We start from the raw sequence: 25,943 nt of genomic DNA, 5'->3' as shown, positions 1-25,943 counted from the left end.
TTTACCTATCTGCTTCCCAATTACCTGTCTGCTTCCAAGGCGCCGATCAGACTGTAGTCGGCGGTCGTCCGGTTATCTGCGCCGGATCGGATCGCGTCGGCATAACGCATGCCAAAGCGGACATCGCGGCCGTGGTAGGTGCGCAGGTCCGACACCTCCTGGCCGGTGGCATGGTCGCGCGCCATCAGCGTCATGAAGAACCGCACGTCCTCTTCCACGATGCTTTCGGCGTCGAGACCGTGAAGCGGGCTCGCCTCGTCGATCACGTGCATCAGCGTCAGGAGGATCGCGAAGATCGGTACCTGAGGGCGGATCAGCGGCAGCTCGATGATCGAGCGCTGCCGGTGGCCCTCCTCGGACACCTGCGTGGTCAGGCTGTGCAAGGTGAAGCGCGCGTTGGTCAACACGTTGGTGCGGGCATTGCCGAGCCGCAGCATCAGCGTCGGCTTGCCATTGTGCATCGTGACGATCGGGTTGTCGGCATAGAGAATCCGCGCCTTCGGTTTGGAAAAGCGCACGAAGAGCAAGCCCGTCATGATCGCCGTGAAGGCCATGCCGGTGACGATTTCGACACCCGAGACGATGTGGCCATAGGTGGTGGCGGGCGCCATCACCCCGTAGCCGACGGTGGCCAGCGTCTCGAGCGAAAAGAAGAACACGTCGGTGAAAGCGCCCGGCCGGGCGTTGGCGACGCAGCCTGGCGCGGCCAGATAAAACAGCGCGAACAAAGTGTTGATCGTCAGCTCCGCCGTGAGGAACAGCAGGAAAAAGGCGCGCCAGCTCAGCGACACCGCGATGTAATAGGGGTCGTGCCAGTCGAAGCGCGCAACGCCGGTCTGGACGAAATCCATCGCCCCAAGGCGGAAGCTGACGGGCGGCGCCTTGTCCCGTCTTCGGCGCGAAGGGGGAACCGGCGCCTCGTCCATCAGCCCTGGCCGGCTTGGCGGTTGAGCGGGGCCGCCGGCGTCTTGGCCATCACCAGCGCCACGGCGGCCGAGACGGCGCCCTCGATGTCGAGCTTGGTCGTGTCGAGCACCACCGCGTCGGCCGCAAGTTTCAGGGGTGCGGTGCTGCGGCCGAGATCCCGTTCGTCGCGGCGGCGGATGTCGGCGAGCACGGCGTCGTAATCCGCGGCCTCGCCCCGCTTGCGCAGCTCGAGCGATCGGCGCTGGGCGCGAACCTCGGCGTCGGCAACTACGAAAATCTTGGCGTCCGCCCGGGGGCAGATCACCGTCCCGATGTCGCGGCCGTCGAGCACGGCGCCGGACTGCCGGCCGGCGAAGCTGCGTTGCGCATCGACCAACACGGCGCGCACCGCCGGCATCGACGCCACGATCGACGCCGCCTCACCCATGTCCTTGCCGCGCAGCTTGGTCTCGTCGAAGTCCATCAGCCCGAGGCCGCGCGCCGCCGAGACCGCCGCGGCAAGATCGTTGATGTCGCCGCCGCCATCGAGGACGGCACGCGCCGTCGCGCGATACAGCAGTCCGGTGTCGAGATGCGGCAGCCCGAATGCTTCGGCCAGGCGTCGGGCGATCGTGCCCTTGCCGGACGCGGCGGGCCCGTCGATCGCGATGATCATGCGAAGCGTGCTCCCAAACGGGTCATATCGGCCTTGAAGCCGGGATAGCTGGTGGCGATCATATGCTCATCGTCGATGGCCATCGGTTTTTGCGACGCGAAGCCGAGACAGAGGAAGCTCATCGCGATGCGGTGATCGAGGTGGGTGACCGCGACGCCGCCGCCGCGGACATCGCCGGAGCCCCCTTCAACCAACAGGTCGTCACCCTCGACGACGTGCCGCACGCCGGCTTCCGCAAGGCCGGCGGCGACCGCCGCGAGGCGATCCGATTCCTTGACCCGAAGCTCGTGAAGCCCACGCATGCGGGTTGTGCCCGTGGCGAACGCCGCAGCGACGGCCAGGATCGGGTATTCGTCGATCATCGACGGCGCGCGCGCGGCGGGCACGTCGACTCCAGTGAGCGCCGAGGCCCTGACCCGGAGATCGGCGACATCCTCGCCACCTTCGACTCGGCGGTCCAAAATCTCGATCGAGGCTCCCATTTCGAGGAGCGTCGTGATCAAGCCAATCCGCAACGGGTTCATCATCACGCCCTCGACCACCACGTCGGACTTAGGCACGATCAGTGCCGCGACGATGGCAAATGCGGCGGACGATGGGTCGACCGGCACGACGACATGGCTGGCGCAAAGCTCCGGCCGCCCCTGCAGCGTGACCTTGCGTCCGGCCTCGCCGAACAGCTCGACGGTGACGTCAGCGCCGAAAAAGGCCAGCATTTTTTCGGTGTGATCGCGGCTCGCCTCGGTCTCGATGACCGTGGTGCGGCCGGGCGAGTTCAGGCCGGCGAATAGAATGGCCGACTTGATCTGGGCCGAAGCGACAGGCGTGCGGTATTCGATCGGCGTCGGCTCGGCCGTGCCCTGAATGAGAATCGGGCAGCGGCCGCCTTCGGCCTGCTCCAGAACCGTCACGCCCATCAACGCGAGCGGATCGAGAATGCGCCGCATCGGCCGCTTGCGCAGCGACGCATCACCGTCGAAGCGCGCCTGGATCGGGTGACCGCCGACGACACCCAGCATCAGCCGGGAGCCTGTGCCGGCATTGCCGAAATCGAGGGTGCGCCGCGGGGCAAGCAGAGACCCGATGCCGGTGCCGCGAACCAGCCAAGATGACCCGTCGCGGCCGATCGTGGCGCCGAGCGCCCGGCAGGCCTCGGCGGTTCGCAGCACGTCATCGCCTTCCAGAAGGCCGTCGACCCGCGTCTCGCCGACGCTGAGCAGGCCAAAAATCATCGAGCGGTGCGAGATCGACTTGTCGCCAGGGGGCCGGATGCGACCACGGAGCGGGCCGGACGGCTCCGCGCGCAGGGCTGCGGCAGCGGGCGCGATGATCTGTGGAGATGTCACCAATGTTCCAAGCGCGTTCAAGACAGGTGTCGATGGCCGCCGTAGCATGCACGTCGTGACCTGTCATCAGAGGGCGGCTGGCCAGACAAATCGAGTTGGGCCGAAACTTCCATTTGACAGCAAGGCCGGCCACCACTACCGACCCGCCCACACATGGTTCATGCATGGCGCCCCAACTGGGTGCGACCACTCCGTTTCAAAGGTTCGTCTCCGTGCCAAAACCCGATCTTGGCGGCAAGCATCAGTGCCTCAACTGCAGCGCAAAATTCTTCGATCTGCACAAGGATCCGATCGTCTGCCCGAAGTGCGGTACGATCTTCCAGCCGACGCCGCTTTCAGCCCGCGCCGCCGCCCGCGCCGCGCCGGTCGCCGACGACGATGAAGTCGAATCCGATGCCGGCGCCGAACTCGTGCCGCTCGAAGAGGCCGATGCCGACGAGGACAAGGTCGTCGCGGCCGTCGTCGATGACGATGCCGACGACGAAGTCGAGGACGAGGCTGCCGACGACACGTTCCTGGAAGAAGAGGACGACGGCGACGACGTCTCGGATCTCATCGACGGCGACATCGAGAGCGACGAGGAGCGCTAACCGCTTCCCGATCCCGGGGCGCGGCAGCAGCTGGCGCGCCCGGATATCGACATGACGATGATCATATAAAAAAGGGTGCGCCGCTGCGAAGCGGACGCACCCTTTTCGATTCAGTTCGGTCTCACCGCGATCCGGCGCCCGCCGTCACGCGGTCGGTCGAAGCCGCCAACGGCTGAGCCTTGGCTCGCGACGGCTCGACCCTGGCCCGAACCTTCGAGACCTCGTCCGCCGTGACGGCAGATGCGCCGTTGCCCCAACTGGCGCGGACGAAACTCGCGAGCTGCGCGACATCGGCATCGCCGTAGCGCCAGCCGAACGGCGGCATGGCGAGGCCGGTCGGGGCGCCGGCGGTCGACGGCAAACGCGCGCCGTTCAGGATGATCGCGATCAGTGACGACGGGTCGGCGCTCAGCACGCTCGGATTGCCGGCGAGTTTCGGAAAGGCCAGCGTCTCGCCCTTGCCGGATTCCCGATGGCAGGCGGCGCAGCTGTCCATGAACATCCGCCCGCCCGGCGACGTCTCCTTGCCGGCCAGGACGGTCTTGATCGTCGCGTCGCTGGCGGCGAAGGTCGCCCTGCCCTCGTCGGGCGCCGGCGGCAGCGTCTTCAGGTAGATCGCGACGGCTTTCACGTCGTCATCGCTCATATATTGGGTGCTGTGCTCGACGACTTCAGCCATCGGCCCGGCGATCGCGGAGTGAATGTTGACGCCGGTCTTCAGAACCTCGGCGATGTCGCCGACGCTCCAGCGGCCGAGTCCGTCCCCGATGTTACCGCGCAGATTGATCGGCGAACTGCCATCCAGCACCGATCCCGACAGGAACAGATTGCTCGTGCCGTTGACGTCCTTCTCCTGCAGCGCGATTCCGCGCGGGGTGTGGCAGGTGCCGCAATGGGTGAGGCCCTGGACGAGATAGGCACCACGATTCCACGCTGTGTCCTTGGGCACGTCGGGGACGAAGCGGCTGTCGTCGTGGAAGGCGATGTTCCACAGCGCCAGCGGCCAACGCATCGACAGCGGCCACGTCATCCCGTCCTTGCGCGAGGGCGCGTTCTCGGCCGTGACGCCGTGCTGCATGTAGGCAAACAGATCCTGCAGATCCTCGTCCGACACCTTGGCATAGGCGGTATAGGGCATTGCCGGGTAGACACGGCCGCCGCTCGGCGTCACGCCGAAACGCATCAGGCGGACGAAGTCCGGGAACGTGTAGGTCCCAATACCGGTGTCCTTATCCGGCGTGATGTTGGACGAATAGACGGTACCGACCGGCGTCTCGAACGGCACGCCGCCGGCGAACGGCTTGCCGTCCTTGCTGGTGTGGCAGGCGACGCAATCGCCGAGCACGGCGACATAGGCGCCGCGCGTGACGTCGGGCTTGCGCTGCGCCAGCGCGTCGGAAATCTGCGGCTCGGGCTTGTGCAGGGCCACCGCAGCCACCGCGACGACACCCACCACAACGAGCGCCGACAGTCCGAGGAGTCCGTTTCGCATCCGGCTCATACCGGCACCATCGGGCCGGGGTTCTTCAGGTAGGTCGAGCGGATGTTGGCGGCCGCCCAATAGGCCAGCGCGCCGACGAGGCCGGTGGGGTTGTAGCCAATGCCGTGGGCAAACACGTTGGCGCCGAGAACGAACAGGTTCGAGACGTCCCAGCTCTGCAGGTACTTGTTGACCACGCTGGTCTTGGGATCGGCGCCCATCGCGGTGCCGCCATTGATATGCGTGCTCTGGTAGGCGCGCGTATCCCAACTGTCGCCGCGCTTCAGCACGCGCCCCGACATCGACGTCGCGCCCATCGCCTTGCCGATCGCGTCGAGCTTTTTGCCGAAGAATTCCGACATGCGCAGGTCGTTGTCCTGCCAGTTGAGCGTCATCCGCAGCATCGGCGTGCCGTAGACGTCCTTGTAGGTCGGATCGAGATCGAGGAAGCAGCCCTTGTAGGCCATGTTGCTGAGCTGCGCCTCGATGCGGCCGGTGTGCAGAAAATTCTCCTTCACCGCCTGCTTCCAGCCGCTGCCCCAGGTCGGCGTGCCCTTCGGCACGGGAATGCCGCGCACCGGTCCGTTGCCGGTCTGGCGGCCCCAGATCACGCCGCCGCCGATGAAGTTTTCCGGCCCATGGTCGAAGTTGTCGGCCATGTATTCTTCGATTTCCTGACCGACGCCGCCTGCGCCCATGAACTGGTTGATGTAGGTTTTGTTGTCGAAGAACAGGTTCACGCTATCGATCATCTGATAGCAGAAGTTGCGCCCGACCGTGCCTTCGCCGGTATCGGGATTGTAGATCTGCCCGATCTTGGACGTCATCATCAGCCGCACGTTGTGCAGATGGAACGCCGCGAGAACCACGATCGAGGCCGGCTGTTCGAACTCGGCGCCCTTGGCGTCGACATAGGTGACGCCGGTCGCCTTCTTGCCCGTCGAGTCGGTGTTGACTTTCAAGACATGACATTCGGTGCGGTAGGAAAAGTTCGGCATGCGGTAGAGCGCGGGCAGGATCGTCGTCTGCGGCGAGGCCTTCGAATAGTTGATGCAGCCGTAGTCGCTGCAGAAGCCGCAGAAATTGCACGGTCCGAGCTGGCAGCCGTAGGGGTTTTTGTAAGGGCGCGAGGCGTTCGAGGCCGGCAGCGCGAACGGCTTGTAGCCGAGCTCCTTCGTCGCCTTGGCGAACAGCACGCTCGTCGGCGGGTCGATCAGCGGCGGCAGCGGATATTCGCGCGAACGCGGCCCCTCGAACGGATTGCCGCCCTCGATGATCTTGCCCATGATGTTGCCGGCCTTGCCGGACGTGCCACAGGTATATTCGAAGCGGTCGAAATGCGGCTCGAGCTCGTCGTAGGTGATGCCCCAGTCCTGCAGCTGCATGTCCGGCGGGATGAACTTTTCGCCATAGCGTTCGATGACGCGGCTCTTCATCCGCAGCTCGTCCGGCATCACGCGGGAATGGACGCCCGACCAGTGGATGCCGGCGCCGCCGACGCCGGTGCCCGGCTTGAACGAGCCGATCTGGCGGTACGGCAGAGCACGATCGTTCTTGTCGTGGCGGATCGTGACCGTCGTCTGCGACAGGTTCTGCAGCAGGCCGTTGCGCGCCGACTGCGCGATCTCGTCGACCACCTTGGGATAGGCGAAGTCGGGAACCGTGTCCTGATCCTTGCCGCGTTCGAGAGCGAGGACGCTGAGGCCGGTCTGCGCCAATTCCATCGCCATGATCGCGCCGGTCCAGCCGAAGCCGACGATGACGACGTCGACGGGTTTGTTCACGGTGGCCATCAGCCGCGCGCTCCATACATGCTGACGGGGCCGTAGGGGTAGGGCTTGGCCTCCCCGACCCATTCGAGATAATCGGCGCGCACGCCGGGATAGGCGATCATCGTCCAGGCGGCCATGTCCTTGTTGCCGCCGTACATCGGATCGCAAAAATAGCCTTCCATCACCGTCTTCAGCAGGAAGCTGGTGAAGAACGTCTTGAGCGGCAAATCCGGCGAGCTGACGGTGCCTTTCTCGATGCCCTTGAGCAGGTCGTCCTGCTGCGTCGGCGCCAGACCGGCGAATGGCTTCTGGAACTGCTTCTGGCACAGGGCGTCGATCGCCTTGATGCCTTGCTGGAATTGCTGCTTCGGCGTCAGCGAGGCCTGGTAGCCGAACTCCGGCTTGGCCGGAAAAAACGGTCCCTGCATGTACCAGATGCCGCCATCGGCCCAGGGCGTGACCATCTGACGGTCGATATACTGCGGCACACCAAGTTCCGTCGCGCCGGGACCATGCTCGTCCTGTGGGATGAGCCGCGAACAGGCCGCGATGAGAAAGGCGTACTCGTCGGCAGTGAAGAAGGTGGGCTTGTAATCGGCAGTCGTTGGGTGAGCCGGCGCTGGTGCGCTGCTCGCCCAGTCGTCATGCTTGATGCGTCCGTCCGCCAGGGCGCGAGAGCCCGCAAGCGCGACGATCGGGGCAAGCGCAGCGGTCCCCTTCAGCAAGTCGCGGCGGTTGGTTCGATTTCCTGACGATGACATTCGGGCTGCCCGCACAAGTGAGGTGATTTTTGGAATGGTTCTATACCGGTCTCCGCTGCGGCCGCTAACTATTTGTGGCGATCGGTTTGCTACGCATCTGTTTGCCAGTTTTGCGAGAACTCGCGCCGCGGTTCGAGTGCGCCTTCCTGCGCGCCACGGATCGCCCTATGTCTGCGCGAGACGCTGAACACAGGGGCTTCGGATGAACATCGACCTTACAGGAAAGACTGCCGTCGTCACCGGCTCGACCGAGGGCATCGGCTTCGCCTGCGCCGTCGGCTTGGCGGAGGCCGGGGCCTCGGTCGTGTTGAATGGGCGCAAAGCCGACACCTTGAAGAAAGCGCTCGCCGCTCTGCAGGACCGGGCTCCCGCCGCGACCTTGACGTCAGTTGTGGCCGACCTTGCAACGGCGGATGGCTGCGCCGCGCTGGTCGAGGCCGTCCCGGCGACGGACATTCTCGTGAACAACGTCGGCATCTACGGGCCTAAGCCGTTCTTCGAAATCCCCGATGCCGAATGGGAGCGGTTCTTCCAAACCAACGTCATGTCCGGCGTCCGCCTCTCGCGGGCCTACATGAAACGCATGATGGAGCACGGCTGGGGTAGAGTGATTTTCCTGTCCTCGGAATCCGGCATCAATATCCCCGACGACATGCTGCACTACGGCTTCACCAAGACGGCGGTGCTCGGCCTCTCCCGCGGCCTCGCCAAACTGGCGCGCGGCACCGGCGTCACGGTCAATGCCGTGCTACCCGGCCCGACGATGTCGGAAGGCGTCGAGGCGATGCTGGCCGACACGGCGAAGGCCGAAGGCAAATCGATCGAAGACGTCGGCACCGCCTTCGTCAAAGCAAAGCGACCGACCTCGATCATCCAGCGCATGGCAACCGTGGACGAGGTGGCCAACATGGTGGTCTACGCATGCTCGACCCAGGCCTCCGCCACGACCGGCGCGGCGCTCAGGGTCGATGGCGGCGTGGTAGAGTCGATTATCTAACCGTCGTCGCTCTCGGCAAACAACCCGAACTGCGGTGCCGGTCGTGCCGGTGTCGCCAGCCCAAGATGGGCAAACGCATGCGGCGTCAGCAGGCGCCCACGCGGCGTTCGCTGCAAAAACCCCTGCTGGATCAGATAGGGCTCGATGATATCCTCAATGGCGTCGCGCGGCTCGGACAGCGCCGCTGCCATCGTCTCGATACCAACCGGGCCGCCGCCGAACGACACCGCGATGGTGGTCAGATAGCGGCGGTCCATCTGGTCGAGGCCGATCTTGTCGACGTCGAGCAGGCTCAGCGCCTTGTCCGCCATCGCCCGGCCGATCTCCGCCTCGCCGTCGACGAGAGCAAAATCCCGGACGCGGCGCAGCAGGCGGCCGGCGATGCGCGGCGTCCCGCGCGCGCGCCGTGCGATCTCGTTGGCACCCTCCGGGCTCATGCCGATCCCCATCACCCGGGCGCCGCGCCGCACGATCAGCTCCAGCTCCGTCACGGTGTAAAATTCGAGCCGGATCGGGATGCCGAAACGGTCGCGCAGCGGCGTCGTCAATAGGCCGGCGCGGGTCGTGGCGCCAACCAGGGTGAAGCGGGCGAGGTCGATCTTGACCGAGCGGGCGCCCGGCCCTTCTCCGATCATCAGATCCAGCTGAAAATCCTCCATTGCGGGATAGAGGATTTCTTCCACGGCCGGGTTCAGCCGGTGGATCTCGTCGATGAACAGCACGTCGCGATCTTCGAGCCCGGTCAGCTGCGCCGCCAGATCCCCGGCCTTGGCGATGACCGGCCCCGAGGTCGAGCGAAAATTGACGCCGAGCTCGCGCGCCACGATCTGGGCCAGCGTGGTCTTGCCGAGGCCGGGGGGCCCGACGAACAGCACATGGTCCAGCGCCTCGCGCCGCGTCTTCGCCGCCTCGATGAAGATCTTGAGATTGGCGCGCGCCCCGGCCTGGCCGGTGAAGTCGGCCAGCGACAACGGGCGCAGCGAAGCGTCGGGATCGCTAGCGTGAGGTTCGGCGGCGACAAGTCTTTGCGGCTGAAGGGACACGGGGGCTTTCGCTTCGACGATTCTACGGCCCCCATCCTATCATGAAATCGCGAAGGCTGGCGCGATGAACCGGCCGGCCGGAGCCGTCTTTTCACGCCGACGATGCCGCCGCATCGTATCTACAGATCAGATCCCCCCACACCCAGAGAATGTAAAAGAGGAGCATTATCAGCATACTGGTATATAATATAAATGTATAAGTGTCTTTACGTTAAATAATCGCCATCGATGTTTGCAGATCGCGTGACGTATCAGCATTGTTTTTTACGACGGCACCGACGAGACTGCAGGGTGACGCTAGAGATCGAGGAATGCGGTTTCGAATTTTTGCAGATACATGGAACCATGCGAAAAACCTTGTGGGAGCATGGAGCCACTCGCCGCGATGGCTGGGCGGAGTGAACCTGCTCTGCGTGGTTTGTCTGTGCGCCATATCAGCCGGCCTGCTTGTCGACCTGCGTCGGGACGCAGCACTAAACGCGGAGACGACGTCGCGGAACCTCGTCGACTTGTTGGCCCGCGACATCGCGCGCAGCGTCGAACTTTATGATCTTTCGCTCCGCGAGGTCGTGGAGAACCTCAAGGAGCCCGACGTTCTCGCCGCGTCGCCGCACCTCAAGCATGTGATTTTGTTCGACCCCGTCGTTTATGCGGAAGGTTTCGGCCAGATCGTCGTCGCGGACGAGACCGGCAAAGTGACGATGAGCTCCGATAAAACGATCCCCGCCATCTCGATCGGCCAGCATGAGTTTTTTCGCTATTTTGCGACCCACGCAGACAACAGCATCCATATCAGCGAGCCGCTGGTGTCCCGCCTTTCGGGAAAACGAATCATGATTCTGAGCCGCCGCCTTGAAAAGGATGGCGCGTTCGCCGGGGTCGTGGCAGGCGCGATCCTGATCGACTATTTTCACGACCTCTTCATTGCGGTCGGAACCAAGCAACTCGGCGTCGTTACTCTTTACGGTCCGGGCGGTAAGCTCGTGATGAGAGAGCCCTACGATCAGCAGTTGATCGGAACCAGCGTTGCCGACGCGCCGAGCTATCAAGAAATGACGAAGTCGCATAGCGGTTCTTTCTCGGGCCCGGCCATCAGGGCCGAGGGCGAACGACGCTTCGTCTTCAAACAAGTCGGCACTTTCCCGCTGGTGTTGGCGGTCGCCGTCATCCCGGCCGAGATCTTTGCCAGCTGGGAATGGAAAGCTTTGAGCCTCGGTGCGATCGTTCTCGCGCTATGCGCCACGACGATGATTTTGACCTGGCTCTTCCGACGCGAGATCAGAGGCCATCAGGGCGCGGCGCAGGCTCTCGAAAAGCTGGCCACGACCGACGCCCTCACCGGGCTCCACAACCGCCGCCGCTTTGACGAAGTGCTGTCCCGGGAATGCCGGCGCGCCTTACGGACGCAAAGCCCGCTTTCCCTGCTTCTTTTCGACGCCGACTGTTTCAAGGGATTCAACGATCATTACGGTCATCAGTGTGGCGATGAAGCCCTGAAGCTGATCGCGCGATCCATCGACGGCGTGACAGACCGCGCCAGCGATGTCGCCTGCCGTATCGGCGGCGAAGAATTCGCGGTCATTCTGGCCGATACCGATATTGCCGGGGCCGCGATGATTGCCCAACGCATCGTCGACGTCGTGGCGACATGCGAGGTGCCCCACGACGCGAACCCGCATGGCGTCGTGACCATCAGTGGCGGGGTGGCGGCGCTTTTCATGGCGACCGCAACGGACAAGGATGAACTCGTCGCCGCCGCCGACAGGGCGCTCTATGCGGCGAAGACAGCGGGCCGTAACCGGATCGAGGCCGTGGGGCCACAAGTTCCTTTCGTCTACCTCGCGGCCGGCCAATAGCGCGACACACGAAGATCTCGAGGCTCTACCGCAGGGCCCGCGTCCGGCCGACATGTTTCTCAATGATCGCGAGGTTGCGGACGTTGGCCTTGAACCACGTATCGGCAAGGTCACCCAGAACGGGTGTCACGCCGAGCAGCAGGTCGAGCACGACGTTGCCGCTCATCTTCAGCAACGCGCTGCGCGGAAGCCCGAGGCGCTTGCCTTCGTAGACGAAGTAGCAGGCGATCGCCGCCGTCGCGACGTCGCCAGCGACCGGCGTCAAACCGATGATCGTGTCAGCGCCGAAGCGAAAACCACCGGGCAGGCGAATTGCCGTATCGAGAAAATTGGCCAACCAGCGAAGACGCTTAAGTGTCGCCTCGGTTTCGGGCGTCGCGGCTTCGTTATAGCGGCCGGCGAATCCTGTTGCAGCAGCCATTACGACCTCTCATCCGGCAGCGCCACGCCGTCGATGACGAAGAGATGGGTTGCTGACCGCGAGGTTCAAGGCGCCTCGTGAACCGGGGCGCCTTGATCCGCTAGCGCCGCATCGAAGCGGCGATTTTGGTCTGGGCCGCGTGGACCGGATTGCCGCGCTTGGCAGCGTCGCGCGAGCGCCCGAACCCGCTCTCCCGGTCATCGATCTGGAAGCGACCGACAATCGCCGTGAGCTCCTGCGTTTCGCCCTTCAGCGCATGCGCGGCGGCGGTCGACTCCTCGACCATGGCGGCGTTCTGCTGCACCACCTGATCCATCTGATTGACCGCGATATTGACCTCGGCGAGGCTGGCCGCCTGGTCCTGCGACTGCGCGGAAATCTCGCGGACGAGCGTGTCCATCGTCGCGACCTTGTCGATGATGCCCTTCAGCGCCGCGCCGGTTTTGCCGACCAGGACGACTCCGCTGTCAACCTGTTCGCTGGACGCGGAGATCAGGGTCTTGATCTCCTTGGCGGCTTCGGCGGAGCGCTGCGCCAGGCCGCGCACTTCCGACGCCACCACCGCGAAGCCGCGGCCAGCATCGCCGGCGCGCGCCGCCTCGACGCCCGCATTCAAGGCGAGAAGGTTGGTTTGAAAAGCGATTTCATCGATGACACCGATGATCTGGCTCATCTGCTGCGACGAGCCCTTGATCTTGCTCATCGCATCGACCGCCTGCTGAACGATGACGCCTGAGCTTTCGGCCTCCTGGCGTGTCGTCGCGACGACCGTCGCGGCCTCGCCGGCGCCAGACGCCATCTTCTTGACCGTCGTCGTGATCAGGTTGAGCGCGGCGGCCGTCTCTTCGAGGCTCGCGGCCTGCTGTTCCGTGCGGCGCGACAGATCGTCGGACGCATTGGCGATTTCGTCGGTTCCCGAACTGATGCCGTCGGTCGCCTTGACGATCGTCCGCAGCGCCTCCTGCAGGCTGTCCGCCGTCCCATTGAAATCGGCGCGCAGCTTTTCGTATTCCTGCGAGAAGCGCTCGCTCAGGCGGCCGGTCAGATCGCCCTTGGCAAGACCGTCGAGCCCCGCGGCAATCGCGGCCACCACGACCTGCTGCTGGCGCTCGATCTCGGCGCGCGTCGCTTCGTTCGAGCTGCGCTCCTGCTCCGCGAGGTGGCGATGCTGGTCCGCCGTCGCTTCCGTCTGCACAAGCTTCAGACCATTGTCCTTGAAGACCTGGACGGCGCGAGCCATCGGACCGATCTCGTCCTTACGGTCGGTGCCAGCGACGGAAATCGCGAGATCGCCGTTCGCCAGCCGCTCCATCGTGCCGGCAAGATCCTTGATCGGACGCGAGACCCAGGCGCGAATGGCGAAGAAGGCGCCGGCCAGCACGAGAGCCAGGCCGCCGAGGACCGTCGCGTAGGTGGTGAGGATCGCGTTGTCGGTGAGGGTCGTCAGATCGCCGACGATCTTGGCCTGCGCCTGCACGGCCGCCGTGGTCGCCTTCGACAGGTCGTCGCTCAAGGGTTCGAAAACCGGGCCACAGGACTTGAGATACTCCGCCTCGTCGAGTCCGGCAGAGGCTTCGTCTGTTCGCTGTCCCATCGCGATCGTCTTGGCGCAAGTCACATCAAGCAGTTGCACGCCCCGCGCCAAAAGGCTGTCGACGGTGCGGGTCTGATCGGGGTCGGCGCCTTTCGCTTTATTCAAGTGCTCGATGAAGAGGCTGCGGGCTTTCTTGAACTGGTCGAGCGCCGCGCGGTGACCCTCGTCGGTCTTGGCAATCAGAAGCCACTCGATCGACAGCCCCGATTGGCTCATCGCGCGATTGCCGCGCGACATTTCGAGGGCCGCCTCGCCCTGATGCTTGATGGACGCGCCATAGGCGCCGGCGATATCCCGCATCTGCGCGGTGGAGAACATGGCCGATAGAAGAGCGATGGCTCCGAAGGCTCCAAGGACGATCAGAAATTTGCCGATAATTGGAATATTCTTGATCGCAACCATGACGCCCCCGCCCGTAAAATCCACGGCCGCGATCGATGGTGCGGCCGCACTGTTCGTCGATCCTGCTCGCGCGGGACTTCGGCCCAATGGTTTTTGACCAAATGAGGCAAGATGCATAAGCAGCAGAATCATTTAAGCCCGCATTAAGGCGCGGATCTTCCATGCTATTTTTAGGGGACGTGGTTCGCCGGAAAACTTCAGTCAGGCGGCGATCTCGGGCGCCGGTCGAACCAATGGTTGCTAGCCTGTGGCTAGCTCCTTCAACCCGCGCCGGATCAGCGCTTGCGCCACGGCGTCGTCGCCCAAAGCCTTCATTGCGGCGGCCACCGCGACGGCGGCTTGCGGTCGGCCATAGCCGAGATTGACCAGCGCCGAGATCGCGTCCTGCACGGCCGGAGGCGCACCGCGCGCCGGCTCTTCGCCCGCAAGCCGTGCGACCGCCGGGTCGACCGAGCCGAGCGCCGGCATCTTGTCCTTCAATTCCAGGGTAAGCCGGGCGGCAAGTCGCGGTCCCACGCCCGGCGCGCGCGCGATCGCCGTCTTGTCCTGCAGCGCTATAACGCTCGCCAGTTCGTCGACCGAACCAAGCCCGAGGATCGCCAACGCAACCTTGGCCCCGACCCCCTGAACGGTTTGCAGCAGGCGAAACCAGTCGCGCTCGGCGTCAGACAGAAAACCGTAGAGCCGGATCGCATCCTCGCGAACGTGCGTCTCGATCGCCAGCACCGCGGCCTCGCCGGGGCGCGGCAAGGTCTGCAGGGTGCGGCTGGAACATTGCACGACATAGCCGACGCCATGGACGTCGAGGATGACGCCATCCGCCTCGTACGAGTCGATGACGCCTTTGAGCTTACCGATCATCGCGCGGAAACCTCGGCAAGACGCCGCGCGGCGACGCGATGCTGAGCGTGCGTGATCGCCACCGCCAGCGCGTCCGCGGCATCGGCACTGGTGATCTCACACCGCGGCAGCAGCACCTTCACCATCATGGCCACCTGCGTCTTTTCCGCGTGGCCGGCACCGGTCACCGTCTTTTTGATGAGGTTGGCGGCATATTCCGCCACGCTGAGGCCGGCCAGCGCCGGAACCACCAACGCGACGCCGCGCGCCTGCCCTAGCTTCAAGGCCGACTGAGGATCGCGATTGACAAAGGTTTCCTCGACAGCCGCTTCGTCCGGGCGGTGCTCGGCGATGACGGCGGTCAAGCCGTCATGCAGTTGACGAAGTCGCCGCGCATTGCCACCCGCGGTGTCCGAACGCACCGTCCCGCACGCGACGAAAACCAGACGTGAGCCGGCAGCTTCCACGATGCCCCAGCCCATGTTGCGCAGGCCGGGATCGATACCGATGATGCGGACGATGTCGGTGATGAGGCCAGGCTCCGAATGAGGGTCGAATCAGTCGAGCAGCATGCGCTTCAACAGTTCCACCTCTTCGGACAACGTCCGATCGCTGCCCGTCAAGCCCTCGATCTTGCGAACGGCGTGAAGCACCGTCGTGTGATCGCGGCCGCCGAAGCGCCGCCCGATCTCGGGAAGCGAGCGGAGGGTGAGTATCTTCGACAGGTACATCGCGATCTGCCGGGGGCGCACGACGTTGGCGGTGCGTCGCGAAGAGAGGATGTCGGCGCGGCTGACGTTGTAATGGGTCGCGACGAGTTTCTGGATGTCCTCGATCTTCACGCGCTTCGGCTCGCGGGTGCGGACCAGATCGCGGATCGCGACTTCGGCGGTTTCGACGCAGAGCGGCGCCTGGGTCAGCGACGCATGGGCCATCAGGCGATTGACCGCACCATCAAGGTCGCGCCCGTTGGTCTGGATGACCGAGGCGACGTAGGCGACCACCGCCGGCGTGACATGGAAATCGGGATTGATGCCGCGCGCCACGGCAATCCGCGTCTCGAGGATCTTGATGCGCAAGGCTTCGTCGAGCGAGCCCATCTCGACACAGAGACCGCCGGCGAGGCGCGAGCGGACGCGCTCCTCGAGCGACTCGAGATCGGACGGCGGGCGATCGGCGGCGATGATGATCTGTTTGCGCGCATCGATCAGCGCATTGAGCGTATGGCAGAACTCCTGCTGAATCGATTTGCCCTGCAGGAATTGAACGTCGTCGATGACAAGCACGTCGATCGCGCGGAGCCGCTCCTTGAAGGCAAGGGCGGTCTGCGCCTTCAGCGCGAAGACGAAGCCGTACATGAATTTTTCGGCCGTCAGGTAGATGACCCGACGTTTCGACGCCGTCACGGCATGGGCGACAGCCTGCAGGAGGTGGGTTTTTCCCAAACCAACGGAGGCGTGAATATAGAGCGGATTGTAGATCAGCGGTTCGTCGGCCGTTGCCGTCGCAATGCGTTGTGCCGCGGCATAGGCCAACTGGTTCGATCGTCCGAGAAGAAACGTTTCGAAATTCATCCGTCGGTCGAGTGGCGATCCGCTTAAAGCTTCCGGATCGACGGATTCGCGTGGCGGCGCGGCGCGACCCGTCGTCGGCGCCGCTGCAAGACCGGTCTCAAAGCGCACAGGACGCTCGTTGAAGCTCGACGCCTGATCGGTCGACGGTTCGAACGGACGCGACACGCGCCCCACGGCGTTCCGTGACGACGTCCGGACCCCGATCGAGACCGCGCGGATGCCTTGCACTTCGGCCGTCAGGATGGCGATCATGCGGTCGAGGTAGTGCGACTGAATCCAGCTCTTCAGGAATTTCGTCGGCACGGAGACATGCGCAACGCCGTCGGCGATACCATCGAGTTCGAGACGCCCGAACCAGGATGTGAAGACATCCTCGCCGACTTCGGCACGCAGCCGCCGGCATACGCGACCCCAGACCTCGTCCGTCTTCACGCCCTTCGCGCCGGGCCCAAACCCTTCCGTGTCACGTACGGAACGAACGTCTGCCATTGGCTTCAACATCGGATGACTTCTGACTCACGAGTACAGGAGGCCCCTCGCCCGAAGGCGCAACAAGGCTCTCAAAAATTGGCGAATAGTCTCGAGAAGGCGCTAGCGCGTCTTGAAAGGTCGACCGGGCGGCCGGACGTTTACGCGAACCATGAGCATCGCCTTGAAGCAGGATGGCGCCGATAGCCCAGTTCGCTGTCTCATGCCCGATGACTCCAAATTCAGGGTGCCCACAAGGCTACCTGCCGTCCGCCCTCGGCGCGCCGCGTCGTAGCGACCGCACCTGCCGTCATACTGATAGGCCCAAGCTGCAAATTCAGTCAGTACGACCGCACGCTGCGAAGCGATGGGTAACGCACAAAATTGAAGATGCATGCCCGGCGCTTGCCGCAGTCGGCTTTTGGCTTCCTGCGTGTCAGCACGTCCGACCACGAAGGAAGATTAACATAGGGATGGCAGTCGACAACGGTGGTTCATCAAATTGACATGCGCCGATCGTCATGCAGCGGGTTCAAATTGAGGCAGCGGATTGTCTTGACGGGGATAAGTCGCTGATTCACCTTCGCTCTATCGAAGGTATTTGCAGCCATAAAAGTCATTGCTGAAAAGCCACACATCGCCGCGACGTCCACGGGGGTGTTAATTCCGGAGGCTTTTTGGGATCGATTTCGGGGCTTTGTCCTTAAACCTCTGATTTTCCACGATATTATTTGACCAGATATCCCTAGTGCGAAGATGACACTCGCATAATGTCAAAAAACATTTGGTTAACCATAGGCGGCATGGAAACACAAAAAAGCCCGGTAAAACCGGGCTTTAGGTTTGACATTTCGCGTTTTGCCTAAATGTCAGGCCGCAAGGCTCTTTACACGCTTGGACAAGCGGGAAACCTTCCGGGACGCCGTATTCTTATGAACGATGCCCTTCTGGGCAGCGCGCATCATCAGGGGCGCCGCAACCTTCAAGGCCGCGTCGGCAGCTGCCGGATCGCCGGAAGCCAGAGCTTCCTCGACCTTACGCACGAAGGTGCGCATCTGGCTGCGTCGCGACTTGTTGACAGCAGTGCGTCGCTCAATTTGTCGAACGGCCTTTTTGGCCGACGAAGTATTCGCCATAGAACAAGTCTCACAAAAATCGTCGGAAGATCGCAGCGCCATCATGCACTGCACGGCCGGCGCGCCAGCTAACGGAGGGGTCTTATAGGCAAAGCGCACCCCTCACGTCAACGCTTTTGCACAGCCAATCCGGTTCGGGCCTCCAAAACCGGCGCGGCTGGGGGCAACCAATGCCCGAGCCGCGGATTCAGGGTCTGAACACAGCCGTCGCAGGAGACGACCTCATGCACATCCTCGGGCCCGAGCCGACGCCTGTCACAGACGATGCAGTCCATACGATCGATGTCTGGTACTCCGACAGTCAGCGCTACTGGATCGTCCAGCGGCTGAATGCCCACGGCGATGGCATCGGCCACAGTCACAAGTGCCGCACCCGTGCGGAGGCGACCGCATGTGTTGCCGACTGGATGCGCCGGCATCCCGAGACCTACCTTGCCGCGCCGTTGCAGAAACGGAGCGGAGAACGCGGCCGGAAATCCGGCCGCGCCTGAGCGTCAGCTTCGTGCGAAGGCGATCGTTGCCAAGGGCGGCAGGGTGAGGGCGATCGAGTAATCTTCCCCATGGCTGGGTATCGCCTCGGCTTCGATCCCGCCGAGATTACCCATGTTGGCGCCGCCGTAGACTTCCGCATCCGTGTTCAGGATCTCGCGGTAGAAGCCGGCACGCGGCACGCCGATGCGATAGTTGCTGCGCGGCACGGGCGTGAAATTGCATGCGACGACCGCCAGGCTCGCATCATCACCGTATCGGGCGAAAGCGAGAACGCTGTTGTCGGCATCGCCACCGACAAGCCACTGAAACCCGCTGGCCTCGCAGTCACGCTCGTAAAGCGCCGGCGTGGCGCGGTAGGTCGCGTTGAGATCGCGGACGAGGCTCTGGACACCCTTGTGGTTCGGCTGATCCAGGAGGTGCCAGTCGAGGGACTGGTTGTAGTTCCACTCCTTGGCCTGGGCGAACTCGCAGCCCATGAACAGCAGCTTCTTGCCGGGATGGGTCCACATAAACCCAAGGTAGGCGCGCAGATTGGCGAAGCGCTGCCATTCGTCGCCCGGCATGCGGTCCAGCAGGGATCCCTTGCCGTGGACGACCTCATCGTGGCTGATCGGCAGGATGAAGTTTTCCGAGAAGGCGTAGAGCAGACCGAAGGTCAGCTCGCTGTGGTGATGGCGGCGATGAATCGGGTCATTGCCGATGTAATGCAGCGTGTCGTGCATCCACCCCATGTTCCACTTGAAGCCGAAACCGAGGCCGCCATTGTAGGTCGGCTGCGACACTCCAGGCCAAGCCGTCGATTCCTCCGCGACGGTGATGACGCCGGGCGCTGCCTGATAGGCAACCTCGTTCATCCGCCGCAGGAAGGCGATAGCCTCGAGGTTCTCGTTGCCGCCGTACTGGTTCGGCACCCATTCGTTCGATTTGCGGGAATAGTCGAGGTAGAGCATCGAGGCGACGGCATCCACGCGCAAGCCGTCGAGGTGGTAATAGTCGAGCCAGAAGCGGGCGTTGGCGATCAGGAAGGCCGAAACCTCCTTCCGCCCGACATTATATATGTATGTGCCCCAATCCTGATGGAAGCCCTGGCGGGGATCGGCGTGCTCGTAGAGATGCGTGCCGTCGAACTTGGCTAGGCCATGAGCGTCGATCGGGAAGTGGGCCGGCACCCAGTCGAGGATCAGGCCGATGCCCGCGGCATGCGCCGCCTCGACGAAGGCCACGAAATCCTCCGGCGTGCCGAACCGGCTGGTCGGCGCGAACAGCGAAACCGGCTGGTAGCCCCATGACCCGTCGTACGGGAACTCGGTGATCGGCAGCAGCTCGATATGGGTGAAGCCCATGTCGCGCACATAGGGAACGAGCCTTTCGCCCATCTCCTTGTAGGTCAGGAAGCGGTTGCCCTCTTCCGGAACACGCTGCCAGGAACCGACATGGCACTCGTAGATCGAGATCGGCTTCTTGCGATCGTCGCCGCCAACGGCGCGGTTGGCGATCCAGTCGCCGTCGTGCCACTCGATCTTGGGAAGGCCATGAATGACAGAAGCCGTCTCTGGCGGGTGCTGCGCGGCGAAAGCCACGGGATCTGCCTTGAGCGGCAGCGTCTGGCCGCCCTGCCCTTTGATCTCGAATTTGTATTTCGTCCCCTGGGCGATGCCGGGAATGAAGAGTTCCCACACGCCGACCTCGATAAGGCCGCGCATCGGATGGCACCGGCCATCCCATGCATTGAAGTCGCCGACGACGCTGACGCTCATCGCGCTCGGCGCCCAGACGACGAAACGGGTGCCCCAGACACCGCCGAGTGTGATCGGATGCGCCCCGAAAATGAAGTAGAACGCCGTGTCGTTGGAATGGGCGATGGCCGCGATGTCGTCGTGGCTCAAAGACGACCCGAACAGGTAGGGGTCGTTGATGACCCGCTCCCCGCCGCCGTCCCTGATCTTCAGCCGGTAGCCTGGCCGAACGTCGCTATGGATTCGCGCCACGAAGAAGCTGGCCCGGTGGACCTGCTCGAACTGCCCGATCAACCGGTCTTCATAAAAGTCCAGGAGATCGATCTGCTCGGCGTTGGGCTGCATCACCCGGATGTCCCAAACGCCGGGAGAGACTTCGTGCGGTCCGAGGACCGCAAAGGGATCGCCGTGCGACGCCGAGACGATCGCATCGACCGCGCCCCGTTCGACCGCATCCGCGGGCGAACGCTCGCCAGCCTGGGTCAAGCCGCTATCGCTCTGGCTCGTGTGGGCCTGGGTCATACCATCTCCGAAACATAATCGAGAATACCAAGAACGCCCTCGATCGGGATATCGATCCAGTCGGGGCGGTTACCGGCTTCGTAGTCGATCTCGTAAAGCGCCTTCGACAGCGTGTGCAGGATCAGCAACCGGCGTTGCGTCGCGGCGTCCTCGATCCAAATCGGGCTGCCCTTGGCCGTTTCCATGTACGCCTCGATGAAAATCTCGGAGAACTGGATCAGTTCCTTGTTCAGACGCGAGCTGATCTCGGGCAGGCGTTCGGCGATGCGGCGGCGGGCCGTGGCGATCGCGTAAGCGAAGGACCGCAGCATGCCGGCAACGTCGCGGAGCGGGGTCGCCTTGGCGCGTCGCTCGTGCAACGGCCGCGCCGGCTCACCTTCGAAGTCGATGATGACGACATCGTCCTTCACCACCAGCACCTGACCGAGGTGATAGTCGCCATGGATGCGGGTCTTGATCGCACCGATCGGTTCGACGGCCGAAGAGTCGATCAGGGCAAAGCATTCGTCCTTGCGTTCGATGAGACGCACGGCCAGCGTTTTGGCATTTTCGCTGGCGCGAGGATCCAGGTTCTCGAGGCGGAGAAAGGCCTGCTTGGCGAGCCTTCGGGCATCGTCCGCTGCGTCTTCAACATCAGCGAGCGTCAGGGGCTCGGCGGCGAAGGCCGGATCGTCCGTCGGCGTCGCCAGAGCCTTGTGCAGCTCGGCGGTCCGCATGCCGAGACGCCGCATGTGGGGGAGATAGGACTCGAAGCCTTCCTCCAACCCGGCGAGATTTTCGTCGCTGGTGAAGGCCAGCGCATCCATGATACGCATCAGCACGTTCAAGGTCCACGTCCAGGCATCACCCTGATTGCGCACGAAGCGCTGAAGGACGGCGACCGCCGTCACCTCGCCATCGGCCGCGACGTGCTCAACGACACCAAGCGTCGGCGGCGCATTGCGGAAGTCCGCCACATCCGTCAGGAAGCGCCCGATCTCGACTTCGGGATTGGCGCCGATCTGCAGGCGGCGATAGATTTTCAGCGCCATGCGGTCGTCGAGGTTCATCGACGAATTGCTCTGCTCCGCCCCCATCCGACGAATGGTCGCGACATCGACGGGCGCTTCATCGGCCAGAAGAGCCGACGCCTGGAAGCGGAATTCCCCGCCCCCCGACGTCTTCAGCACGTCGCCACGCCGGATCGCACTGAGCATGGCGCCTCCGAACTCAGGCGAGGCATCCGCATCGTAAAGCAGGCCCATGCGCGCGGCGCGGCGGAGCCGAGCCACGGCGAAAGGCAAAACCGCCTCGGTCTCTTCGGACTCGAAATCGGCCGCGAGCGGCGTGAAATAGATCTGCTTCTCGGCCTTCGACAAGGTGACAGACAGCAGCGGCAGCATGTAACGGCCCCGTGTGCCTTCCCGCAGCACCGTGAAGTCGTCGACGGTCGCCTTACTGAAGCGACGGCCTTTGGCGGCAAACCAACGGCGCGACTGCAGGAAACTCGGCGCGGCGGTCTGCTCGAAAGCCTGCAGCTCGCGGCCGGCGAACAGCGATTCCAGCTTGCCGGTCGCCACGAGCGTGAAAAGCTCCGGCGCGACGTTGGCGGCGAGTTTGCGCGCCTCCTCGTCGACCTTCTCCATCTTGAACCAATAGAAGCCATAGGCCGGCAGCGTCAGCAGATACGGCAATTCGCCGATGCGCGGGAACTCGGTCCCCGCCGTGAGCTCGGTGAGGCCTGTGCCATTGAATTCGCTGAGGTCGACCTCGACCGCCTGCGGCGCGTTCGACACGTTGACGACACAGAGGATCGTGTCGGCCTCGAGCTCGCGGAGATACACAAGGACCTTGCGGTTCTTCGGATACAGGAACCGCAGGCTGCCACGGCCCATCGCGCGCTGCGACTTGCGCACGATGATCATGCGGCGCAGCCAATTCAGCAGGCTGGTACGGCTTGCGAGCTGCGCCTCGACGTTGACCGCGAGGTAGCCGTAGATCGGATCTTGAATGGTTGGCAGAAAAAGCTTCGCCGGATCGACACGGCTGAAGCCGCCGTTGCGATCGACCGACCATTGCATCGGGGTGCGCACGCCGTCACGATCGCCGAGATAGATGTTGTCACCCATCCCGATCTCGTCGCCGTAGTACAGGCATGGGGTGCCAGGCATCGACAGCAGCAGCGAGTTCAGCAGCTCGATCTTGCGGCGATCGTTGTCGAGCAGCGGCGCGAGACGGCGGCGGATGCCGAGGTTGATGCGCGCGCGTTTATCGGCGGCGTAAAACTTCCAGAGATAGTCGCGTTCCTTGTCCGTCACCATTTCGAGGGTCATCTCGTCGTGGTTGCGGAGGAAGATGGACCATTGACAGCCCTCCGGAATTTCCGGCGTCTGCCGCATGATGTCGGTGACAGGGTGCCGGTCTTCCTGCGCCAGTGCCATGTAGATGCGTGGCATCAGCGGAAAGTGGAACGCCATGTGGCATTCGTCGCCATCACCGAAATACTGCGCCGTCTCTTCCGGCCACTGGTTGGCTTCGGCCAGCAGCATCCGGTCGGGATAATCCTTGTCGACAGCGGCGCGGATCGCCTTGAGAACAGCGTGAGTCTCGCTGAGGTTCTCGCAGTTCGTACCTTCACGTTCGACGAGATAGGGAATCGCGTCCAGACGGAGACCGTCGACGCCGAGATCGAGCCAGAACCGCATCGTGTCGAGCACGGCTTCGAGCACGCGTGGATTGTCGAAGTTCAGGTCCGGCTGGTGCGAATAGAAGCGGTGCCAATAGAACGCTTTTGCTTCCTCGTCCCAGGTCCAGTTCGACTTTTCCGTATCGAGAAAGATGATGCGGGTGTCTTCGTACTTCTTGTCCGTGTCGGACCAGACGTAGAAGTCGCGCGCGGCCGAGCCGGGTTTCGCCAGGCGGGCCTTCTGAAACCAGGGGTGCTGATCCGAGGTGTGGTTGATGACGAGCTCGGTGATGACGCGGATGTTGCGGTCATGGGCGGCCTTCACGAAGGCCTTGAAATCGCGCGCAACGCCATAGGACGGGTTGATGCCGCGATAATCGGAGATGTCGTAGCCATCGTCGCGGAGCGGCGACGGATAGAATGGCATCACCCAGATCGCGGTGGCGCCGAGATCCTTGATGTAGTCGAGCTTCTGCGTGACCCCGACGAAATCGCCTATGCCATCATTGTTCGCATCGAAAAAGCTTTTGACGTGCAATTGGTAGATGACCGCATCGCGGTACCATTGCGTGTCGCTACGATCGATCATCGATTGTCTTTCCAGTCGGCAGGGGGAATCAGACGCCAGACTACGGCTGAGCGCTCATAAGGGTCGAGCGCGATCTGATGAAGCTTGCCATAAAGCGTGAAGCGGTAACCGCCAAGCAGATCCTCGACCTCGATAGAACCGGTATCGGGCAGGCCCCATTGCCAGAGCGGGATCTCGTAACTGCAATCCTGGCGGTTGTGCGGATCCAGATTGACCAGCGTCAGAATGCAGTTGTCCTTGGCCGGCGTCAGCTTGGCATAACCGATCACCTGCGGGTTGCTGGTGGCGAGGGGCAGGTAGTTGCGGAAATCGTGAAGCGCCGGGTTGTCGCGGCGGATGTGATTGAGCTGGCGGATATAGTCCTTGATGTTGCCTGGCCGGTCGAGATCCCAGACCTTGATCTCGTACTTCTCCGAATCAAGATACTCTTCCTTGCCCGGCAGGGCGCGGGCTTCGCAGATCTCGAAGCCGCTGTAGACGCCCCAGTTGCTGGACAACGTGGCAGCCAGAGTGGCGCGGACGAGGAAGCCGGCGCGGCCGCTGGTCTGCAGGTAGACGGGATTGATATCTGGCGTGTTGACGAAAAAGTTCGGGCGGTAGTAGTCGCCCATCGCGCCGCTGAGCTCGCGCATATATTGTTCGATTTCCCACTTCTCGTTGCGCCACGTGAAATAGGTGTAGGACTGCTGATAGCCGATCTTGGCGAGCTCGCGCATCATCGCCGGGCGGGTAAAGGCCTCGGCGAGGAACAGCACGTCGGGATAGTCGCGGTTGATTTCCGCGATCACCCATTTCCAGAACGGGATCGGCTTGGTATGCGGATTGTCGACGCGGAGGATGCGCACGCCTTCGCGCACCCAGAACAGCATGACGTTGCGCAGCTCTTCCCAAAGCGAGGGAATCGAGTCGCCATAAAAGTTCACGTTGACGATGTCTTCGTATTTCTTCGGCGGATTCTCGGCGTACTGGATGGTGCCGTCCGGCCGCCAGACGAACCACTCCGGATGCTCCTTGATCCAGGGATGATCCGGCGAACACTGAATCGCAAAATCCAGCGCGATCTCGAGGCCGTGGTCGTGCGCAGCGGCGACGAGCGCGCGAAAATCCTCGATCGTTCCCAGTTCGGGATGGATCGCATCGTGGCCGCCATCGGCCGACCCGATGGCGTAAACGCTGCCGGGATCGTCGGCGGCCGGCGTCAGCGTGTTGTTGCGGCCCTTGCGGTTCTTCAGGCCGATGGGCGTGATCGGCGGGAAATAAAGCACGTCGAACCCGAGATCCTGAACGTAAGGCAGATGCTCGATCACGTCGCGAAACGTGCCGTGCCGGTTCACATCGTCTGTAATCGACCGTGGAAACAGCTCGTACCAGGACGAGAACAGGGCTGCCTTGCGATCCACGATCAAACCAAGCTCGCGATCGTAGCGCGACACCTGGTGGCGCGGGCCACCCCGGACCATCAGGGCCTGCGTCGACGCGCTGGTGATGAGATCGATCTGCTCTTCGCTTCCCTCGGCGGCCCGGCGGAGCGCCGTGAGAAGATCCGCGAGCGCCGCGCTTTGCGCCGCGGTCGGCGTCGCATCGGCGATCAATGCAACCGCCTCCCCGGCTTCAACGACGAGATTCAGACCCGCCGCGCGCTTCTTGATGATGCCGTCAAGCAGCGAGGCGAACGGGTCGCGCCAGCCCTCGATCGTGTAGACGTGACGGTTGTTGCGCGTCGGCGTGAAAGACGCAGTCCAGCGATCGTTGGCGATGAAGACCATCGGCACGCGCGACCATTCGCTGTCGTCGCCAGCACGCCACAGGACGTCGCACCCGATCTTTTCGTGTCCGTCGGTAAAAATATCGGCTTCGACGACGACCGGCTGACCGACGATGACTTTGATCGGGTGGCGGCCGCCGTCGAGCTCTGGCGTTACCGCCTCGATGATTACGCGGCCCCCGCCGATGCTCACATCGTGGGTCGCCTCGACTTGCAGGGTCTGGGACGCCACGTGGGGCTGATACGGCACGCCACCGCCCTTGATGACCTTCTTCATGTCCGATTTCTTGATTTTGTCTTCCTTCATCGATC

19 protein-coding genes and 1 pseudogene are annotated in these 25,943 nt (G+C 63.3%); 4 read left to right on the top strand and 16 right to left on the bottom strand.

Translation table 11 applies throughout. The features are described 5' to 3' along the window. Positions 1-20 precede the first annotated feature (20 nt). From GSQ79_RS17145 to aroA, 3 genes are read right to left on the bottom strand one after another with little or no spacing between them, the layout of a single operon-like run. Entirely contained in the window at positions 21-926 is a 906-nt protein-coding gene (locus tag GSQ79_RS17145; RefSeq protein ID WP_158809879.1) for an ion channel, read from the bottom strand. Further along, positions 926-1,582: a (d)CMP kinase gene (gene cmk, locus GSQ79_RS17140; RefSeq protein ID WP_158809878.1), complete on the bottom strand. Its 657-nt coding sequence runs from the start codon at positions 1,580-1,582 to the stop codon at positions 926-928. The genes GSQ79_RS17145 and cmk overlap by 1 nt, the downstream gene beginning before the upstream one ends. Beyond that, positions 1,579-2,910 carry a 3-phosphoshikimate 1-carboxyvinyltransferase gene (gene aroA / locus GSQ79_RS17135; RefSeq protein WP_246725403.1) on the bottom strand — a complete coding sequence of 444 codons (1,332 nt, stop codon included), beginning with the start codon at positions 2,908-2,910 and terminating at the stop codon, positions 1,579-1,581. Before aroA ends, cmk begins: the two co-directional genes overlap by 4 nt. A 230-nt stretch (positions 2,911-3,140) precedes the next feature. Between aroA and GSQ79_RS17130 the strand changes: the two genes are divergently transcribed. Continuing rightward, positions 3,141-3,518, top strand: a complete 378-nt coding sequence (locus GSQ79_RS17130; RefSeq protein ID WP_158809876.1) for a TIGR02300 family protein — start codon at positions 3,141-3,143, stop codon at positions 3,516-3,518. 121 nt (positions 3,519-3,639) lie between these two features. Here the strand turns inward: GSQ79_RS17130 and GSQ79_RS17125 are convergent, their stop codons facing one another. From GSQ79_RS17125 to GSQ79_RS17115, 3 genes are read right to left on the bottom strand one after another with little or no spacing between them, the layout of a single operon-like run. Continuing rightward, complete coding sequence (locus tag GSQ79_RS17125) at positions 3,640-5,019, bottom strand: cytochrome c (protein ID WP_158809875.1); 1,380 nt, start codon at positions 5,017-5,019, stop codon at positions 3,640-3,642. Continuing rightward, positions 5,016-6,791: a GMC family oxidoreductase gene (locus GSQ79_RS17120; protein WP_158809874.1), complete on the bottom strand. Its 1,776-nt coding sequence runs from the start codon at positions 6,789-6,791 to the stop codon at positions 5,016-5,018. The genes GSQ79_RS17125 and GSQ79_RS17120 overlap by 4 nt, the downstream gene beginning before the upstream one ends. After that, a complete protein-coding gene (locus tag GSQ79_RS17115; RefSeq protein WP_246725395.1) occupies positions 6,791-7,495 on the bottom strand; it encodes a gluconate 2-dehydrogenase subunit 3 family protein in 705 nt (234 codons plus the stop codon). The genes GSQ79_RS17120 and GSQ79_RS17115 overlap by 1 nt, the downstream gene beginning before the upstream one ends. Before the next feature lie 238 nt (positions 7,496-7,733). Here GSQ79_RS17115 and GSQ79_RS17110 point away from each other — a divergent pair, with 238 nt between their 5' ends. Further along, positions 7,734-8,528 carry an SDR family NAD(P)-dependent oxidoreductase gene (locus GSQ79_RS17110; protein WP_158809872.1) on the top strand — a complete coding sequence of 265 codons (795 nt, stop codon included), beginning with the start codon at positions 7,734-7,736 and terminating at the stop codon, positions 8,526-8,528. On the opposite strand, the gene ruvB is transcribed toward GSQ79_RS17110, so the two are convergent. Next, complete coding sequence (gene ruvB, locus GSQ79_RS17105; RefSeq protein ID WP_158809871.1) at positions 8,525-9,571, bottom strand: Holliday junction branch migration DNA helicase RuvB; 1,047 nt, start codon at positions 9,569-9,571, stop codon at positions 8,525-8,527. The two genes, GSQ79_RS17110 and ruvB, sit on opposite strands and share 4 nt — an antisense overlap. Before the next feature lie 398 nt (positions 9,572-9,969). Between ruvB and GSQ79_RS17100 the strand changes: the two genes are divergently transcribed. Further along, positions 9,970-11,427, top strand: a complete 1,458-nt coding sequence (locus GSQ79_RS17100; protein WP_158809870.1) for a diguanylate cyclase — start codon at positions 9,970-9,972, stop codon at positions 11,425-11,427. Between the two features lie 25 nt (positions 11,428-11,452). Here the strand turns inward: GSQ79_RS17100 and GSQ79_RS17095 are convergent, their stop codons facing one another. From GSQ79_RS17095 to rpsT, 6 genes are all read right to left on the bottom strand, one after another. Continuing rightward, entirely contained in the window at positions 11,453-11,848 is a 396-nt protein-coding gene (locus tag GSQ79_RS17095; protein WP_158809869.1) for a DUF4112 domain-containing protein, read from the bottom strand. Between the two features lie 100 nt (positions 11,849-11,948). Further along, on the bottom strand, positions 11,949-13,868 hold the full coding sequence (locus GSQ79_RS17090) for a methyl-accepting chemotaxis protein (RefSeq protein ID WP_210253121.1): 1,920 nt from the start codon (positions 13,866-13,868) through the stop codon (positions 11,949-11,951). Positions 13,869-14,084: 216 nt separating this feature from the next. Then, positions 14,085-14,705 (bottom strand): Holliday junction branch migration protein RuvA, encoded by a 621-nt coding sequence (gene ruvA / locus GSQ79_RS17085; protein WP_158809868.1) that lies wholly within the window; start codon positions 14,703-14,705, stop codon positions 14,085-14,087. Continuing rightward, entirely contained in the window at positions 14,702-15,214 is a 513-nt protein-coding gene (ruvC, locus tag GSQ79_RS17080) for a crossover junction endodeoxyribonuclease RuvC (RefSeq protein WP_158809912.1), read from the bottom strand. The genes ruvA and ruvC overlap by 4 nt, the downstream gene beginning before the upstream one ends. A gap of 27 nt (positions 15,215-15,241) precedes the next feature. Then, positions 15,242-16,747, bottom strand: coding sequence for a chromosomal replication initiator protein DnaA (dnaA, locus tag GSQ79_RS17075; RefSeq protein ID WP_158809867.1), 1,506 nt, complete (start codon positions 16,745-16,747; stop codon positions 15,242-15,244). An 848-nt stretch (positions 16,748-17,595) separates the two neighbouring features. Next, positions 17,596-17,862 (bottom strand): 30S ribosomal protein S20, encoded by a 267-nt coding sequence (rpsT, locus tag GSQ79_RS17070; RefSeq protein WP_158809866.1) that lies wholly within the window; start codon positions 17,860-17,862, stop codon positions 17,596-17,598. A gap of 224 nt (positions 17,863-18,086) precedes the next feature. Between rpsT and GSQ79_RS17065 the strand changes: the two genes are divergently transcribed. Further along, positions 18,087-18,353: a hypothetical protein gene (locus GSQ79_RS17065; RefSeq protein WP_158809865.1), complete on the top strand. Its 267-nt coding sequence runs from the start codon at positions 18,087-18,089 to the stop codon at positions 18,351-18,353. 3 nt (positions 18,354-18,356) lie between these two features. Here GSQ79_RS17065 and glgB read toward each other — a convergent pair whose 3' ends face one another. From glgB to GSQ79_RS17050, 3 genes and pseudogenes are all read right to left on the bottom strand, one after another. Beyond that, positions 18,357-20,612, bottom strand: coding sequence for a 1,4-alpha-glucan branching protein GlgB (gene glgB, locus GSQ79_RS17060; RefSeq protein WP_158809864.1), 2,256 nt, complete (start codon positions 20,610-20,612; stop codon positions 18,357-18,359). After that, positions 20,609-23,866, bottom strand: a complete 3,258-nt coding sequence (gene treS / locus GSQ79_RS17055; protein ID WP_158809863.1) for a maltose alpha-D-glucosyltransferase — start codon at positions 23,864-23,866, stop codon at positions 20,609-20,611. Before treS ends, glgB begins: the two co-directional genes overlap by 4 nt. Then, positions 23,863-25,821: pseudogene (locus tag GSQ79_RS17050) on the bottom strand (alpha-1,4-glucan--maltose-1-phosphate maltosyltransferase); the annotation flags it as partial. The gene treS and the pseudogene GSQ79_RS17050, both read right to left, overlap by 4 nt. Positions 25,822-25,943: the final 122 nt, after the last annotated feature.

Source organism: Beijerinckia sp. L45, assembly GCF_009765775.1.
GTDB lineage: Bacteria > Pseudomonadota > Alphaproteobacteria > Rhizobiales > Beijerinckiaceae > RH-AL1.
The sequence above is the reverse complement of the archived record's forward strand: the minus strand, read 5'-3'. Positions and strand labels throughout refer to the sequence as shown.